This window comes from Falsiroseomonas sp., from assembly GCF_051859025.1.
GTDB lineage: Bacteria > Pseudomonadota > Alphaproteobacteria > Acetobacterales > Acetobacteraceae > Falsiroseomonas.
Genome location: NZ_JBHYGL010000003.1, coordinates 126,163 through 141,765, shown reverse-complemented (window position 1 = coordinate 141,765; position 15,603 = coordinate 126,163). Strand labels below are relative to the sequence as shown.

Annotated in this window: 15 protein-coding genes and 1 riboswitch; of the genes, 11 read left to right on the top strand and 4 right to left on the bottom strand. The window is 68.6% G+C overall.

Annotated elements, in window-relative coordinates:
- The first annotated feature begins 20 nt into the window (after nucleotides 1-20).
- From ACTIE5_RS06785 to ACTIE5_RS06750, 8 genes are all read left to right on the top strand, one after another.
- Nucleotides 21-881, top strand: a complete 861-nt coding sequence (locus ACTIE5_RS06785; RefSeq protein WP_439548934.1) for a branched-chain amino acid ABC transporter permease — start codon at nucleotides 21-23, stop codon at nucleotides 879-881.
- Nucleotides 882-885: 4 nt separating this feature from the next.
- On the top strand, nucleotides 886-1,890 hold the full coding sequence (locus ACTIE5_RS06780) for a branched-chain amino acid ABC transporter permease (protein ID WP_439548933.1): 1,005 nt from the start codon (nucleotides 886-888) through the stop codon (nucleotides 1,888-1,890).
- The gene (locus ACTIE5_RS06775; protein ID WP_439548932.1) at nucleotides 1,887-2,636 is read left to right on the top strand and encodes an ABC transporter ATP-binding protein; all 750 of its coding nucleotides are present in this window, start codon (nucleotides 1,887-1,889) and stop codon (nucleotides 2,634-2,636) included. The genes ACTIE5_RS06780 and ACTIE5_RS06775 overlap by 4 nt, the downstream gene beginning before the upstream one ends.
- Nucleotides 2,633-3,343 (top strand): ABC transporter ATP-binding protein, encoded by a 711-nt coding sequence (locus tag ACTIE5_RS06770; RefSeq protein ID WP_439548931.1) that lies wholly within the window; start codon nucleotides 2,633-2,635, stop codon nucleotides 3,341-3,343. The genes ACTIE5_RS06775 and ACTIE5_RS06770 overlap by 4 nt, the downstream gene beginning before the upstream one ends.
- A 13-nt stretch (nucleotides 3,344-3,356) precedes the next feature.
- A complete protein-coding gene (locus ACTIE5_RS06765) occupies nucleotides 3,357-4,205 on the top strand; it encodes a 3-keto-5-aminohexanoate cleavage protein (protein ID WP_439548930.1) in 849 nt (282 codons plus the stop codon).
- Nucleotides 4,205-5,617 (top strand): amidohydrolase, encoded by a 1,413-nt coding sequence (locus tag ACTIE5_RS06760; protein ID WP_439548929.1) that lies wholly within the window; start codon nucleotides 4,205-4,207, stop codon nucleotides 5,615-5,617. Before ACTIE5_RS06765 ends, ACTIE5_RS06760 begins: the two co-directional genes overlap by 1 nt.
- Nucleotides 5,617-6,588, top strand: a complete 972-nt coding sequence (locus ACTIE5_RS06755; protein ID WP_439548928.1) for a Bug family tripartite tricarboxylate transporter substrate binding protein — start codon at nucleotides 5,617-5,619, stop codon at nucleotides 6,586-6,588. The genes ACTIE5_RS06760 and ACTIE5_RS06755 overlap by 1 nt, the downstream gene beginning before the upstream one ends.
- A gap of 67 nt (nucleotides 6,589-6,655) precedes the next feature.
- A riboswitch (glycine riboswitch) is annotated at nucleotides 6,656-6,756 on the top strand.
- 137 nt (nucleotides 6,757-6,893) lie between these two features.
- A complete protein-coding gene (locus tag ACTIE5_RS06750; protein ID WP_439548927.1) occupies nucleotides 6,894-8,156 on the top strand; it encodes a D-amino acid dehydrogenase in 1,263 nt (420 codons plus the stop codon).
- Nucleotides 8,157-8,831: 675 nt separating this feature from the next.
- Here the strand turns inward: ACTIE5_RS06750 and ACTIE5_RS06745 are convergent.
- The 4 genes from ACTIE5_RS06745 to ACTIE5_RS06730 form a co-directional block, all read right to left on the bottom strand.
- Nucleotides 8,832-9,707 (bottom strand): IclR family transcriptional regulator, encoded by an 876-nt coding sequence (locus ACTIE5_RS06745; protein ID WP_439548926.1) that lies wholly within the window; start codon nucleotides 9,705-9,707, stop codon nucleotides 8,832-8,834.
- Between the two features lie 109 nt (nucleotides 9,708-9,816).
- Nucleotides 9,817-10,659: a hypothetical protein gene (locus ACTIE5_RS06740; protein ID WP_439548925.1), complete on the bottom strand. Its 843-nt coding sequence runs from the start codon at nucleotides 10,657-10,659 to the stop codon at nucleotides 9,817-9,819.
- Nucleotides 10,660-10,710: 51 nt separating this feature from the next.
- Complete coding sequence (locus ACTIE5_RS06735) at nucleotides 10,711-11,151, bottom strand: VOC family protein (RefSeq protein ID WP_439548924.1); 441 nt, start codon at nucleotides 11,149-11,151, stop codon at nucleotides 10,711-10,713.
- A 44-nt stretch (nucleotides 11,152-11,195) separates the two neighbouring features.
- Complete coding sequence (locus ACTIE5_RS06730) at nucleotides 11,196-11,957, bottom strand: SDR family NAD(P)-dependent oxidoreductase (protein ID WP_439548923.1); 762 nt, start codon at nucleotides 11,955-11,957, stop codon at nucleotides 11,196-11,198.
- A gap of 281 nt (nucleotides 11,958-12,238) precedes the next feature.
- On the opposite strand from ACTIE5_RS06730, the gene ACTIE5_RS06725 reads away from it, so the two are divergent.
- The 3 genes from ACTIE5_RS06725 to ACTIE5_RS06715 all read left to right on the top strand — a co-directional run bounded on the left by ACTIE5_RS06725 (nucleotide 12,239) and on the right by ACTIE5_RS06715 (nucleotide 15,536).
- Entirely contained in the window at nucleotides 12,239-13,420 is a 1,182-nt protein-coding gene (locus ACTIE5_RS06725) for a CaiB/BaiF CoA transferase family protein (RefSeq protein WP_439548922.1), read from the top strand.
- 126 nt (nucleotides 13,421-13,546) lie between these two features.
- Nucleotides 13,547-14,530: a Bug family tripartite tricarboxylate transporter substrate binding protein gene (locus ACTIE5_RS06720; protein ID WP_439548921.1), complete on the top strand. Its 984-nt coding sequence runs from the start codon at nucleotides 13,547-13,549 to the stop codon at nucleotides 14,528-14,530.
- Nucleotides 14,531-14,732: 202 nt separating this feature from the next.
- Nucleotides 14,733-15,536, top strand: coding sequence for an SDR family NAD(P)-dependent oxidoreductase (locus ACTIE5_RS06715; RefSeq protein ID WP_439548920.1), 804 nt, complete (start codon nucleotides 14,733-14,735; stop codon nucleotides 15,534-15,536).
- Nucleotides 15,537-15,603 lie beyond the last annotated feature (67 nt).

Sequence of the window (15,603 nt, the reverse complement as noted above, 5' to 3'; positions counted from 1 at the left end):
GCAAGGGAGGAAGAACCACAATGTCCGGCCTGGCCGCGCAGCTCCTCAACGGGCTGCAATACGGGCTGCTGCTGTTCCTGATCAGCAGCGGCCTCACCCTCATCTTCGGCGTCATGGGCGTGATCAACCTCGCCCATGGAAGCCTCTTCATGGTCGGCGCCTACATCGCCTTCGTGGTCTCCGGCGGGACGGGCTCGCTCTGGCTCGCCTTGCCCGCGGCGGTGCTGGGCGGCCTCGCCCTCGGCGCGGTGCTCGAGCGCGGTCTGTTCCGGCGCTTCTATCACCGCGAGCATCTTGACCAGGTGCTGCTGACCTTCGCGCTGATCCTGCTGTTCGAGGAAGGCCGCTCGATCCTGATCGGCAACGACTTCCACTCGGTGCCGGTGCCCGCGGCGCTCGATGTCGCCGTGCCGATGGTGGGGGATTTCTCCTACTCCGCCTACCGTCTCGCGGTTCTGGCTGCGTGCCTCGCCATCGCCGGGGCCATGTTCCTGGCGATCGAGCGCACGCGCATCGGCTCCGCGATCCGCGCGGCGGCGGAGAAGCCCGAGATGGTGGACCTGCTCGGCCTCGATGCACGGCGGATCCACATGGTCGTCTTCGCCGTGGGCACCGCGCTCGCGATGCTGGCGGGTGCGCTCGCCGCGCCGCTGCACTCGGTCTACCCGAACATGGGCCACGGCTTCCTGATCATCTGCTTCGTCGTGGTCGTGGTGGGCGGCGTCGGCTCTATCGCCGGCGCCTTCTGGGGCGCGCTGCTCATCGGCATCGTGGACACGCTCTCGAAGGCCTATCTGCCCTTCGCGTCCGGGCTTGCCGTCTATGTCCTGATGGCCCTCGTGCTGCTCTGGCGGCCGACCGGCCTCTTCGCGAGGAGCTGACGCCATGCTCACCGTCGCCGGTCGCACCGGGTCCGTCCTGCTGGGCTGCGCCGCCCTCGCTGTGGCCTCGCTCCCCCTCTTCGCCTCGCCCTACCACCTGGAGCTGGTCTCCACGGCGGTCGTCTTCGCGATGTTCGCGCTCAGCCTGCAGCTGCTGGTCGGCGTCACCGGGCTGGTGAGCCTGGGCCACGCCGCCTTCTTCGGCGTCGGTGCCTACGCCATCCACCTGATGGGCGCGCATGGCCCGAGCATCTCCGTCTTCATCACCCTGCCGGCCGCGGTGCTGCTCTCGGGGCTGGCGGCGCTCGCCGTCGGCGCGCTGGCGCTGCGCACCCGCAACTTCTTCTTCCTGATGACCACGCTCGCCTTCGGGCAGATGCTGTTCTTCGTCTTCCACGACACGCCGCTCGGCGGCGGCGCGGACGGTGTCTTCGTTGCGCGGCCCACCTTCTCGGTGTTCGGGCTGGAATGGGTGGTCTCCCGCCAGGACCGGCCGACGGTGATGCTGCTGGTCAACCTCGGCGTGCTGGTGGCGATGTATCTTGGGCTCGCCGCGCTGTTGCGGACGATGTTCGGGCGGGCGCTGCTCGGCATCCGCGCGAATGAGCACCGCATGCGCTCCATGGGCTTCGACACCTATTGGCTTCAGCTCGGCGCCTTCACGCTGGCCGGTGCGCTGGCCGGCATCGCGGGGCACATGTGGGGCATGACGCAGGCCTTCGTCAGCCCGGAACTGCTCGCCTGGCACCGCAGCGCGGAGGCACTGCTGATGATCCTGCTCGGCGGTCTCGGCGCGCTGCACGGCCCGATCCTCGGCGCCTTCGCCTGGGTCGGACTGGGCGAGGTCGCGCAGCTCATCACGGAGCGGCAGCGGCTGGTCGAGGGCCTGGTGATCCTCGCCGTCGTGCTCGGCCTGCGCCACGGCCTGGCCGGGATCAGGCTGCCCTCGCTGCGGCGCGGCATGCCGGAGGCCGAACCCGCCACCCGCCCGAAGGAGGTCTCGCCATGATCACCCCCGCGATGGAGGCCATCGGCCTGACCCGCCGCTTCGGCGGCCTGGTCGCCGTCAACGCCGTGAACCTCGTGCTGCATGTCGGTGAGCTGCATGCGGTGATCGGCCCGAACGGCGCCGGCAAGAGCACGCTGACCAACCTGCTCTCCGGCGAGTTGCGCCCAAGCGCCGGGCGGCTTCTGCTGCATGGCGCGGAGGTCGGCGACTGGCCATCCTGGCGCTTCGCGCGCGCCGGTGTCGGCCGTTCCTTCCAGCGGACCAACGTGCTGAAGCCGATGACGGTGCGGGAGAATGTCCGCCTCGCCGCGCAGGCCAGGATCACGCCGCTGCGGCGCTACCTGCAGGTCGTGACGAGCGAGCACGCGCCCACCGAGGCGGCGGAGGCTGCCCTCACCCGCGTCGGCCTCGGTGCGCTGGCCGGGCGCGTCGCGGGCACGCTCAGCCATGGCCAGCTGCGCCAGCTGGAGATCGCGATGGCGCTCGCGGCCGGTCCCACGGTGCTGCTGCTCGATGAGCCGCTGGCCGGCATGGGGCCTGAGGAGAGCGAGCGGCTCGCGGGGCTGCTGAAGGAGCTCGCGGCGGACCACGCCGTGATGCTGATCGAACACGACATGGACGTGGTCTTCGCGGTGGCGGACCGCGTGACCGTGATGGTGGACGGCCAGGTCCTGGAACAGGGCGCGCCGGCGGCCATCCGCGCCTCCGCCACCGTCCGCGACGCCTATCTGGGGCATGCAGCATGACGCCGATCATCGAGGCCAAGGGTGTCCAGGCCGGCTACGGCACCGGAATGGTGCTGCACGGCGTGGACTTCGCCGTCGCCCCCGGCCAGGCGATCGGGTTGATGGGTCGCAACGGCATGGGCAAGACCACGCTGCTGCGAACCATGCTGGGCCTGGTGCCGCTGCGCGGTGGGCAGGTGCTGATGGACGGCCAGGATGTCTCGCGCGAGGCGCCCTTCCGGCGCGTCCGCCGCGGCATCGCGGTGGTGCCGGAAGGGCGCGGTATCTTCGCCAGCCTGACCGTGCCCGAGAATCTGCGCCTGGCCGCGCGGCCCGGCGTGGACGGCCAGCGGAACTGGACGGAGGAGCGGGTGCTGGACACCTTCCCGCGCCTGAAGGAACGGCTCGGCAACCGTGGCGACCAGCTTTCGGGCGGCGAGCAGCAGATGCTCTCGATCGGCCGCGCGCTGATGACCAATCCGCGCCTGCTGATCCTGGACGAGGCGACGGAAGGGCTCGCGCCGCTGATCCGCGACGACATCTGGCGCGTCATCGCCACGATCCGCGAGACGGGCATCGCCACGGTGGTGGTGGACAAGACCGTCGCGGCGATCCTCTCGCTCGTGGACCGCAGCATCGTGCTGGTGAAGGGCGGCGTCGTCTTCGACGGCGCGCCCGCGGCGCTGCGGGCCGATGAGGAGCTGATGCACCGATGCCTGGGCGTTTGAGGAGGAAGCGGACATGAACGACCCCGTCATCATCGCGGTCGCGATCACCGGATCGGTGCCGCGCAAGAAGGACAACCCGGCGCTTCCCGTCACGGTCGCCGAGCAGATCGAGAGCACACACGCCGCCTATGAGGCCGGTGCGACCCTCGTTCACGTCCATGTCCGCAACGACGATGAGACGAGCAGCAGCGACCCCGCCAAGTTCGCCGCCTTCCAGGACGGCATCCGGCGCCACTGCCCCGACATGATCGTGCAGTTCTCCACCGGCGGCCGGGGGCGTGAGCTGGCGGCCCGCGGTGCGCCGCTGATGCACCGCCCCGACATGGCGAGCCTCGCCACCGGCAGCGTCAACTTCCCGACCATCGTCTATGAGAACCCCCCTGCCTTCGTACGCGACCTGGCGACGACGATGCGCGATCTCGGCATCAAGCCCGAGATCGAGGTCTTCGACCTGGCCATGCTGACCAATACGAAGATGCTGGTGGATGAAGGCCTCATCCTGCCGCCGCCGCATGTGCAGTTCGTCTTCGGCGTGAAGCACGCCCTGCCTACACGAGAGGACATTCTCGATTTCGAGCTGTCGCTTATGCACAAGCTGATCCCCGGCGCGACCTGGACCGCGGCCGGCATCGGGCGCGACCAGTTCACTGTGGCCCGCTGGGCGCTGGCCCGCGGCGGCCATGTCCGCACCGGTCTCGAGGACAACATCCGCATGGATCGCCACACCCTCGCGCCCTCCAACGCCGCGCTGGTGCGCCGCACGGTGGAACTCGCCGCCGAGGCCTGCCGACCGGTGGCCGACGCCGCCACCGCGCGCCGAATCCTGGGCCTACCGCCCGTGCCCATGCGGAGGGCCGCGTGATGCTTCGGCTCCGCTCTCTCCTTGGCTCCACCTCCCGCACATCGTTGCAGGCGGAGGCGGTCACGCCAGCCACCACGCGGCGCGGCTTCCTGGCCGCTTGCGCCTGCTGCGCCGCCGGCGCGCTCGCTACCCGCTTTGCCGCGGCGCAGGTCACGCCCGGCGCGGCTTCCGGCCTGCACCGCCGGCTGGACGCAGCGGCCTCGGCGATCGAGAGCCGGATGATCGGCTGGCGGCGCGACATCCACGCGAACCCGGAACTCGGCAACCAGGAGCACCGCACCGCCGCCTTGGTCGCCGCGCATCTCCGCCGCCTCGGCTTCGAGGTGCGCGAGGGGGTGGGCGCCACCGGCGTCGTCGCCGTGCTGCGGGGCGGTGCCGGTGATGGGCCTACCGTCGCGCTCCGCGCCGACATGGATGCGCTGCCGGTGCAGGAACCGGAGGGCCTGTCCTTCGCCTCGCGTCGCCGTGCGACGTGGGACGGCGCGGAGGTGCCGGTTATGCATGCCTGCGGCCATGACTGCCACGTCGCCATCCTGATGGCCGCGGCGGAGGTCCTGGTGCAGCATCGCGCTGATCTCCGCGGCACCGCCGTGCTGCTGTTCCAGCCCGCCGAGGAAGGACTGCCCGGCGGCGAGATTGGCGGCGCGCGCCGCATGCTGGCTGAGGGCGCCTTCGAAGCGCCGAAGCCCGACATGGTCTTCGGCCTGCATGTGCTGACGAGCATGACGACCGGCCAGATCGCCTATCGCCCCGGCCCGGCGCATGCGAGTTCGGACACCTTCCGCATCACCGTGCGCGGCCGCCAGGCACATGGCGCGATGCCTTGGGACGGGGTTGATCCGGTGGTCATCGCCGGGCAGATCGTAACGGCGCTGCAGACCATCCAGAGCCGGCAGGTGGACGTGAACGATCCCTCGGTGCTGACCATCGGTACCATCCATGGCGGCGCGCGGCACAACATAGTGCCCGACCGTGTCGAGATGAGCGGCACGCTCCGCACCTATGACGAAGGCCGCCGCGCCTTCATGCAGCGTCGCGTCACCACGCTCGCGGAAAGCGTTGCGCAAGGCATGGACGGCGCGGCGGAGGTGGTGTGGGAGCCGGGCGGCTATGCGGCGCTGGTGAACGATCCGGCGTTGGCCGATCGCATAGCGCCGAGCCTCGCGAGGGTCACCGGGCGCGATGGGTTGCGGATCAACCCGCGCCATACCGCGAGCGAGGATTTCGCCTTCCTCGCGCAGCAGGCGCCCGGCCTGTTCTTCTGGGTCGGCGTGACGCCGCCAGGCCAGGACCCTGCGCGCGCTGCGCCGAACCACTCCCCGCGCTTCACCGTGGACGAGGCCGGGCCGCTGGTCGGGCTGCGGGCGATGCTGCATCTGGTCGCCGACGCAACCGGCAGCGGGGTGGCGTGATGCGCCGCCGTTCGCTGCTGGCGCTCGCCGCCGGCCCGCCGTTGGTCCCCTTGTCGCTGCCCGCCCTTGCGCAGCCGCGCCCCTGGCCGGATCGCCCGCTGCGCCTCGTCGTGCCCTTCCCGCCGGGTGGGGCGATCGACGCCATGGCGCGCATCCTGGCTGGCCCGATGGCGGAAGCGCTGGGCCAGCCGGTCGTGGTGGAAAATCGCCCCGGCGCGGGCGGCACGACCGGCACCGGCGCGGCGGCGCAGGCGCCCGATGGGCACACGCTGCTGATGGTCTCGATCGCGCATGCGGTGAACCCCGCGCTCTATCCGCGCCTGCCCTATGCCGAGGCCGATTTCGTGCCGGTCGGGCCGGTCGCGGTGGTGCCGAACATCCTCGTCGTGCCGGCTGCGCGGCAGTGGCGCAGCGTGGCCGAGTTGGTCGCCGAGGCTCGTCGCCGACCCGGTGCGCTGACCTACGCCTCGGCCGGCAGCGGCACCTCGATCCACCTGGCCGGCGCCCTGTTCGCGGATCTCGCTGGGCTCACGCTGGAGCATGTGCCCTATCGCGGCTCGGCGCCGGCCGTGACGGATCTCGTGGCGGGCCGCGTGGACATGATGTTCGACAGCGTCACCTCCGCCGGTCCTCATATCGGCTCCGGCCGCCTCGTACCGCTGGCCGTGACAACGTCGCAGCGGATCGTGGCCCTCCCGGGCCTGCCGACGATGGCGCAGGCCGGGGTGCCGGGCTTCGCGGTGGACCCGTGGTTCGCCATGCTCGCGCCGCGTGCCGTGCCGGTGGCGGCGCGCCCATCGCTCTCGGCGCTGCTGTCGCGGCTGCTGGCTGATCCGGCCGTGGCCGAGCGCCTGGCGCGGATCGGCGCGGAGCCGATGACGGGCGACACCGCGTCGCTGGCGCGGCTGCTGGCGGAGGAGACGGCGCGATGGGGCGCCTTCATCCGGCGCGCCGGAATCCAGCCGGAATGACGCGCCGATCCGATGCGGGTCGTGGCGCTGTGCAATCCGCTTGACGCGCGGCCTCATTGATCGGCATGAAGTCCTTGCGGGAGAGTCCGCGCCGGTCGTGAGGCCGGCGAGGACGCCGAAGGAGCAACCGCCCCGGAAACTCTCAGGCCCACGTACCGCAACCGTTCTTGAACTCTGAAAAGTGGAGCAGCAGCTCCCGCCGACGGTGTAAGCCCCTGGCCCGCGATGGGACGGCGGTGATGCTCTCAGGCCAATGACAGAGGGGGCATTCAAACCCGCGCGAGGCGCGCGGGCGGAGAGTGCTCATGCCCCGTTCAGAATCCGAGACCATCGCCGTGATCGGCGCCGGCATCACCGGCATCACCACGGCCTACAACCTGGCGCGCCGCGGCCATGCGGTCACCGTCTTCGACCGCCACCCCTACGCCGCGATGGAGACCTCCTTCGCCAATGGCGGGCAGCTCTCGGCCTCCAACGCCGAGGTGTGGAACAGCTGGGCCACGGTGCTGAAGGGGATGAAGTGGATGCTCTCCCCCGGCGCCCCGCTGCTCGTGAACCCCCGCCCGTCCTGGCACAAGCTTTCCTGGATGGCGGAGTTCGTCGCTTCCATCCCGCGCTACGAGGAGAACACGGTCTCCACCGCTCGCCTCGCGCTCGAGGCTCGCCAGCACCTCCGCCGGCTGGCGGCGGAGGAGGGCATCAACTTCGACGCCGAGGACCGCGGCATCCTCCATTTCTACGAGACAAAGCGCGACTTCGATGCGGCCACGCGCGTCACCGAATTGCTGGCCAAGGGCGGGCTGGAGCGGCGCGCCGTGACACCCGCCGAGATCCGTTCCATCGAGCCGGCGCTGCGCGGCGATGTGTATGGCGGCTTCTACACCCCGTCCGACTTTACCGGCGACATACACAAATTCACCAACGGGCTCGCGCTGGCCTGCGAACGCCACGGCGTCGCAATGCGCTTCTCGACCGAGGTGCTCGCCACCGATGCGGGCTCCGACGGCGTCACCGTGGTCTGCCGCTCCACGGAGCCGACGCTGGACGGCGCGGCGCATCCGCAGGAGACGCAGCACTTCGACAAAGTCGTGGTCTGCGGCGGCGTCATGTCCCGCCAACTCGGCGAGAGCCTAGGCGACCGGATCAACGTCTATCCCGTGAAGGGCTACTCCATCACTGTGCAACTCGACGATCCGGCGGACCAGGCGGCCGCGCCCTGGGTCAGCCTGCTCGACGACAAGTCCAAGATCGTGACCAGCCGGCTCGGCGCGCGGCGCTTCCGCGTGGCGGGGACGGCAGAGTTCAACGGCTACAACCGCGACATCCGCGCCGAGCGCATCGCGCCGCTCGTCGCTTGGTGCCGCGCCCACTTCCCCGGCATGAGCACGCGCCACGCCGTGCCGTGGGCGGGGCTCCGCCCGATGATGCCGGACATGATGCCGCGCGTGGCCCGCGGCCGGAACCCGCGGGTGTTTTACAACACCGGCCACGGGCATCTCGGCTGGACGCTATCGGCCGCGACGGCCGATGCGGTGGCCGCACTGGTGAGTACGCGGGCGAACGCCTGAACGGGCGGCCGGAAGGACAGAGGGCACGGCGTTCTTCGATGCCGGCCCCCTTCTGGCGGGTCCGAGTTCTCACGGCAGCCGCCGCTTCGCCCCATACAACGACAAAGGCGCCGCCGCCGGACCCACCGTCGAGGCGCTGACGTTCCGCGCCGTTACGCGCACGCCGTTATTGGACAAGAAACGGCAGCCAAGCGCGGAGGCGATGCTACTGGTATCGAGCGAGGCGGCGGATCCGGACATGCAACTGGACCGCCCGCCCGTAGGCCGGAAAATCGAGAATGCGGCGCCGGAGCAGGCCCTGCACGAGGTCCGAGGACACGCCACAATATGGGCAGTTGCCGGCGCCGCCGTCCCTGCATGCACTGATGGCGATCTTATCGGCAGTGACCTCAGCAGCCTCAGGGACTAGAACCGGCGGTAGCAAGAAGCAAGGAACGAGATACGGCATCGCCGTCGGCTTTGTGTTGGGGTTCCATCCCCATAACGCCGCTTACCACGCAACGAGCGACAGAGTCCCGGTTCAGCGCTGATCTACACCCAGACATCGTGCAACGGGCCTGAACCGGGATCCTGCGGGGCTTGTGGAATCCCGGCTGCGACCGTCGGTGCGGACCGCATCCGCGCCCCACGACCGCGTCTGAGGTGGGAGCCCCGCAGGACTTGGCGGACCGCCCATCAGGAAGATGGCATCTGGCCATCTGCCGTGGCGCGCCGTCTTCCAGGGCGTTCCCGCGAGGACGCGATGCCCGCTTTGCCACCCACCGCGACATTCAGTTCTGTTGCCGCTTCCGCCAACCGCTCCTGTGCATAGGAGGCAGGTTTGCTTGCGGGTTCGTCGAGGCGCGTCACGTAGGGGACTGTCAGCGCAGCGACGGCATGGCCCTGCCTGTTCAGGATCGGGTAGCTGATCGCGTCAAGCCCGCTGAACTGCCGGCTGCGCATGCTGGCGAAACCTTGCCTGGCGACCTTGGCGATGGCCTTCTCAGCCATCCGGCGCTCCGCGTCAGCCGCCGCCCGCGTGAGCAGGCGGCGCGCCTCCTCCTCGGGGGCAAAGGCAAGCAGCACGTGCCCCGAGGCAGACTTCACCAGATCGAGCGTGGCCCCAATCTTGACGCTGAACCCCATGCCGGCTGGCGGGTCAACCTGCGCGACCACAAGCTGGCGGAGGCCGCTGAGCACCGTAAGATGGCAGGACTGATCAATCGCCTTTGCCAGCGCGTCCATCCGCGGCAGGGCCTCCTTTAGCAGCCGGTTCATCGGTGGGAATTCATGCGCCAGCTCGAAAAGCTTCATGCTGAGCGCGTAGGTGTCCTGGTTTTGGATCAGGTAGGAGCGGCGCGCCAGGCACTCGACCATGCGGAACACTTCGCCGACCGAGCGCCCGAGTCTCTCCGCGATGTCTCGGCGAGTAAGCCCCGCCTCCTGACCGGCGAGAAGCTCCAGGATGTCCAACCCCTTCTCCAGGGCGGGCGCCGCGTAGAGACGCTGCCGGTCCTCGTCCTCCGCCTCCTCGGGAGGGCGCTCAACCGCCTGTTGTTTCCTGCTGCTCACGCCTGCCCACTGCCTTTTCCCGCCTGATCACGACGGCCCATTGCGCCACGACGACGCAGCCCTGACAACATCCCGCGCAAGATCAGCCCCCCGCCATGCGTGGTCGGGGTCAGGCATCGACGGTTACATCGACCGCCAGGCGGCCGACATCGTCGAACGCCTGCAGAAGCCAGCCACCCTGCCTCTCCTCCGCCGCCAGGGTCATCGGCCGCGTGCTGAAAAGCGGCGCCAGGTAGCGCGCCTTCAAGGCGGACGGGGAGGCACAGTGCGCGGTGCGCAGGTGTTCCGTCAGCAGCAGCGTCGTCAGGCCGCCGTTCACGACGAGGTCGGGGAAGCCCTCCACCTCCCGTGCATAGGCCCTGTCCAGGTGGATGCGGTGGGAGTTGAAGCCGAGAGCTGAGTAATGGAACAACAGAGTGTCGTCCGGAACCACCCTCCGGCTGCCCGCAGGGGGGGCATGTGCGGCGGGATCAGCGGCCGGGGGCACCGTCGGCAGCGCCGCGGCGAGCAGGACATAGGTCTGCGTTTCCGCGAGCACCGGCTCGGCGGCACCTCTGAGGTAGAGGTCATGGGCGACCGTCACGAACGCCATCGGGCCCTTCGCCGTCTCCTTGCGCAAAATGGCATCGATGCGGCTGTCCCGGCGCAGGCTTGCACCGATGGGGATCTCGCCGAGGAACCAAACGTTGCGCCCGCCGATCAGCAGTCGCGGCAGCCCAAGGTCGGGGAGCGGCACGCCGAGGCCAGGAAAGCCGTCCTCACGCAGGGCGGCGCGTGGCGTGTCGGCACCGAGCAAGATGAACTGCCAGCCGCGCGGCAGGGGGTCGCCTTCCCGCCATGCGTCCGGGTTCAGGCCAAGCATGGCCGCCACACGGCGCACGACGGCAAGGCTGCAAGTCTCGGTCCGACTGACACCGGTCTTTGGAAGGTCGTGCATCTTCCTCTCGGTCATGTCGTACCTTCCGTTGCCACTGGGGCTCGGCGCCCGCCTTGAGCGCTGGCGTCAGGCTGCAGGCTCGGAGCCGGATGTCTCGACCTGGTGGACTTCGACGATGTTCCCCTCAGGGTCGTAGAAGAAGATCTGCGTCCAGCCCTTGATGGCCCAGGCGCCGTAATCGGCGTAGGGCACGCCGCGTTCCTCAAGCCGGCGCTTGATGCCGTCGATGTCGTCGGTACGGAACGCGATATGGGTGTTGGCGAGCGGATTGATCGCCTGCTTCGTCCGGAAGGCGACGTTGAGGTCCTTGGTGGAGAGATGCATCTCCACCGCGCCATCGGTCAGGAAGGCGACGCGGCCGCCGTAGCCCTGGTTCTTGATCTGCGCATTCGCCGACGCGCCGGCGTAGGCGTGTGACTCATCGAGCTGGAGCACTTCCTTGTAGAAGCCCTCCAGCTCCGGCAGAAGCTTCGACGCGAAATTCACGTGATGGAAGCGTGTCGCCATGGTTCTTCTCCTTGCTTGATCCGTAGGGGTACGCGACGGGAAACTCAATGGATGTGGAGACCGCCATTCACGTCGAGCGTGGCGCCGGTGATGTAGGAGGACAGGTCGGAGGCAAGGAACAGGCAGGCGGAGGCGACTTCCTCCGGGCGTCCCGGCCGGCCAAGCAGGATGCCGGCGCTCAACTCCTGCAGACGCTCGGCCGACATTGATTCGGTGACGAATTCCGTGGCGATGAGCGACGGGCAGACCACATTGGCCCGCACACCGGACGGACCGAGCTCGCGCGCCAGGGTTCGCGTCAGGCTGAGCACCCCGCCTTTCGACGCTGCGTAGTGGGCGCCGCCGAACAATCCGCCGCCACGCTGCGCCGCGACGGAGGCGACATTGACGAGGGACCCTGATCCCTGCGCCATCATGACAGGCGCGAAGGCGCGGGCGACGTTGAAGGCGCCGGTCAGATTCACGGCTATGACGTCGTCGAAATCCTTCTCGGAGATGTCCTGAAAGCGGCCCGAGCGAATGATCGCGGCGCTGTGGATGAGGGCGTCGATCCGGCCAAAGGATTGCACGACGCTCGAGGCGGCCCGCTCACAATCCGCGCGGGAAGAAATGTCGCAAACGAGGCTGAGCGCATCGGAGCCCGGATGCGCGCTTGCGACCTCACTGGCGGCGTCCGCAACGCCGGGGCTGATATCCAGCAGAGCGACGCGAGCGCCATGGGCCGCGAGCAGCAGGGCGGTGATGCGGCCGATCCCCCTAGAGGAAGCCGCCCCCGTGACCACGCAAACCCGGCCTTCCATGAGCATCGTGCCGCCTCCCCAGATCCAATGTCCACCGGTTCACCACATTTCATTGGTGCCGTCAAATTTCCATCGGTGAAATTGATGCCGTCTTCGCAACGGCTGGATGGCGTGCTCACGATCGGAAGGTTTTTCACCAATAAAAATTTGACACCGCCCGCGAAATCGTGTGTGAGGTCGTCCAGCCGCGGCGACGCGAAGCAAGAACCGGCGCCGGGCGTCGGGAGGGGGGACACCACATGGGAACGGGAAGCACGACCGCGATCGCCTCTCCGTCAGGATTGCGGGTGCTCGATCTCACCAGCGTCGTGGTCGGCCCGGCCTGCACCTGGCGCCTGGCGCAGTACGGCGCCGAGGTGATCAAGGTCGAGGCGCCCGAGGGTGACCTTATGCGCGGGCTCGGCGGCGCATCGCGGACCGGCCAGCACTCGGGGACTTACCTCCACCTCAACCGAGGCAAGCGGAACATCAGCCTGGATCTGAAGAAGCCTGGCGCGCGCGATGTCATGGCCCGCCTGCTGGAATGGGCCGATGTGGTAGTGGCCAACATGCGCCCGCATGCGCTGGAACGCCTGGGGCTGGATGCAGCCTCCGTGCGCGCGCGCCATCCGAACACCATCCACTGCCTCATCACGGGCTATGGTACGGATGGGCCCTATGCCGGCCGCCCCACCTACGACAGCGTGGTGCAGGGCGCGAGCGGTGTTGCTGGCCTGTTCGGCGCACGCGATGGCGAGCCGTCCTACGTTCCCATGGTGGTTTGCGACCACGTGGTCGGCGAAATCGCGGCGGGCGCCATCCTCGCCGCGGTGATCAGGCGCAATGCCGGCGCGGGCGGCAGCAGCATCGAAGTCCCGATGTTCGAGACCATGGCCGCCTTCGTGCTGCAGGAGCACCTGGCCCAGCAGAGCTTCGATCCCCCGGTCGGGCCTGCCGGCGACCAACGTCTCCTGAACCCTCGCAACAAGCCCCTGCGCACGGCTGATGGCTGGATCTCGGTCACCATCAACACCGATCCACAGGTACGGGCCTTCCTGCGCGCGGTGGCGAGGGAGGATCTCCTGGAGGACGAGCGCTTCGCGACCGTCGCCGCGCGTGCACGGAACGTACAGGAATGGTTCGAGGTCCGCGGTGCCGGGCTGTCCGGCAAGACCACGCGGGAATGGCTCGCGATCTTCGGGGCCGCCGACATCGCGGCGATGCCCTGCCATACGCTGGAGAGCCTGAGCGATGACCCCCACCTGGCCGCCGTCGGTCTCATGTCACCCGAGCGCCATCCAACAGAGGGCGCGGTCACGGCCATTCGCTCCACCATTCGCCAGGAGGGCGCCTATCCCGATCCTGGCGCCTTCGCGCAACCGCGGGGTTGGGAGACCAGGGCGATCCTGGAGGGGATAGGCATCGACGCAGACGAGATCGCAGCGCTGCTGGACAGCGGCGCCGCCATTCAGGTTCCGCGGCCATGGTGAACCGACCGCCGGGCACGCGAAGCACCGACGAGCGTGCTTTGGGAGGAAAGCGCTATCGATGAGCTTCGGAATGCCCGGCCTGAGCACCGGGACCACATGTCACCCTCAACCAGAGGAAACGATATCATGAAACTCACGCGACGCAGCTTCATGCAGGCGGCACCGGCGCTGCCGGCTACTCTGCTCTTGCCTAAGGCCGCTTCCGGCCAGACCTCCGCAAGGCCTATCCGCTGGCTGGTCGGTTTCCCGGCGGGCAGCGGTACAGACGTCAGCGTCCGCATCATCGCGGAAGTTGCCGGCAGGATCCTCGGCCAGACCTTTGTCGTCGAGAACCGTCCCGGTGCTTCGGGCACGCTCGCCGCTGCGGCGTTGCGCAGCTTTCCTGCCGATGGCAACACAATCTACAGCATGGAGATGGGGGCATATTCCCTGGCCCCGCATTTCCTGCCGTCACTCGGCTATGATTCGGTCCGGGACTTCCGGATGGTGAGCACCCTCGTCGTCATACCCATGGTCCTGATGGTGCCGACGTCGCTGAACGTGTCCACGGTCAGCGAGTTCGTAAACCTGCTCAAGGCTCACGGCCCGAACCACTTCCAGTTCGGTAGTTCCGGGGCGGGCAGCATCACACACGTCACCATGGCCGCCTTCCTTCGCGAGGCTGGCGTCAGCATGGAGCACGTGCCGTACCGAGGCACGACGTTCACCGTGACCGACCTGGCCGCGGGTCGCATCGCTGCCGGATTCACCGATGCAAACACCCCGTTCCCCTTCATGCAGACCGGGCAACTCAAGATGATTGCCGTGGCCATGCCGGATCGGCTGGCAGCACAACCCACCGTTCCCACGCTTCGTGAGGCGGGCATGGCGCTCGACCTGCCGTATTGGCAGGGGGTGGCGGTGCTGCGCGCCACGCCGGACGCGATGGTGAATCGGATCAATGATGCCTTGAACCGCGCCATCAGCGACCCCCAGGTCATCTCGAAACTGGCCGAGATTGGCATGTTGACGGCCGCGCCCAGGGCGCCGGAAGCGGCGGATGAGTTCGCGAGAAACGGGTTCACCGCCGTTCGCGACAAGCTCCGGGAACTCGGTCTGGAAACGCAGTAGGTCCGCGCGTTTCGGAAGGCCGTGGTGCACGCGCCTGGGGATGCACGACATCCGGAACCGCGGGCGCGGCACGAAAACCGTCTCGAACGACGCCGGCTGCACGGCGGATGGGTTCGGGACACGCCCGGCGCCAAGGCGTAGTCGCCGGGCTCCCCCAACGGACGCCGTCATCACGCGGTGCAGCGATCCGAAGCTCAATAGTATGGAGACGCCTGTGTCAGGCACGAGACTTGAGAACAAGGTTGCCATCATAACGGGTGGCGCCGGCGGCATAGGCTCCGCCGCCGGCCGGATCTTTTGCAATGAGGGCGCGAAGGTCGCGCTCATCGACCGGGACCCGGATGTCATCGATGCGGCGGTCGAGGGCATTCGGCGCCAGGTTGCAGGCGCGCAGGTCATGGGCGTTGTCGCCGATGTCGGCGAGGAAGGTGCGGCGCAGGTGGCCGTGGATGCCGTACTGAAGAAGTTCGGCGGCATCGATGTGCTGGTCAACAACGTCGGCATCCGACGCTACGAGGCCGTCGCCGATGCGCCATGGGATGCATGGGACGATATCCTGCGGGTCAACCTCCTCAGCTTCGTGTCCATGGCGCGTGCAGCCCTGCCGGCGTTGAGGCGCAGCGGCCGTGGCAGCATCATCAACGTGTCCTCCACCGGCGCCGTCTACGGTCGAAAGGGGATGGGCGCCTATGATGCGTCGAAGGCGGCGGTTCTCGCACTCACGCGGACCATGGCCTTCGAGGAAGGGGAACATGGCGTCAGGGTCAACACGATCTGCCCCGGCTACACCCGCACGCCGTTTCACGTGAACCGCATGGGCAACGAGGCGGTCGATGCGCTGGTTCCACCTTGCGTGTTGCAGCGCTGGGGCACCCCTGATGAGTTGGCCTATCCGATGCTCTGGCTCGCCTCGGACGAGGCCTCCTACGTAACCTCCGCTACCTTCATGATCGACGGCGGCTTCCCGGCCGAAGGAGGAGGGACGGCGGTCAGGACCAAGCTGTAAAGCCGGGGGGTGTTGGAGGAGCGAACAGGGCACGGGGCTCGAATCGAAGCCGCTGGGCGCGCTAGTA

Coding starts and splice junctions, on each gene's coding strand:
- ACTIE5_RS06785 (WP_439548934.1), top strand. CDS start 21: ATGTCCGGCCTGGCCGCGCAGCTCCTCAACGGGCTGCAATACGGGCTG.
- ACTIE5_RS06780 (WP_439548933.1), top strand. CDS start 886: ATGCTCACCGTCGCCGGTCGCACCGGGTCCGTCCTGCTGGGCTGCGCC.
- ACTIE5_RS06775 (WP_439548932.1), top strand. CDS start 1,887: ATGATCACCCCCGCGATGGAGGCCATCGGCCTGACCCGCCGCTTCGGC.
- ACTIE5_RS06770 (WP_439548931.1), top strand. CDS start 2,633: ATGACGCCGATCATCGAGGCCAAGGGTGTCCAGGCCGGCTACGGCACC.
- ACTIE5_RS06765 (WP_439548930.1), top strand. CDS start 3,357: ATGAACGACCCCGTCATCATCGCGGTCGCGATCACCGGATCGGTGCCG.
- ACTIE5_RS06760 (WP_439548929.1), top strand. CDS start 4,205: ATGCTTCGGCTCCGCTCTCTCCTTGGCTCCACCTCCCGCACATCGTTG.
- ACTIE5_RS06755 (WP_439548928.1), top strand. CDS start 5,617: ATGCGCCGCCGTTCGCTGCTGGCGCTCGCCGCCGGCCCGCCGTTGGTC.
- ACTIE5_RS06750 (WP_439548927.1), top strand. CDS start 6,894: ATGCCCCGTTCAGAATCCGAGACCATCGCCGTGATCGGCGCCGGCATC.
- ACTIE5_RS06740 (WP_439548925.1), bottom strand. CDS start 10,659: ATGACCGAGAGGAAGATGCACGACCTTCCAAAGACCGGTGTCAGTCGG.
- ACTIE5_RS06735 (WP_439548924.1), bottom strand. CDS start 11,151: ATGGCGACACGCTTCCATCACGTGAATTTCGCGTCGAAGCTTCTGCCG.
- ACTIE5_RS06730 (WP_439548923.1), bottom strand. CDS start 11,957: ATGCTCATGGAAGGCCGGGTTTGCGTGGTCACGGGGGCGGCTTCCTCT.
- ACTIE5_RS06720 (WP_439548921.1), top strand. CDS start 13,547: ATGAAACTCACGCGACGCAGCTTCATGCAGGCGGCACCGGCGCTGCCG.
- ACTIE5_RS06715 (WP_439548920.1), top strand. CDS start 14,733: ATGGAGACGCCTGTGTCAGGCACGAGACTTGAGAACAAGGTTGCCATC.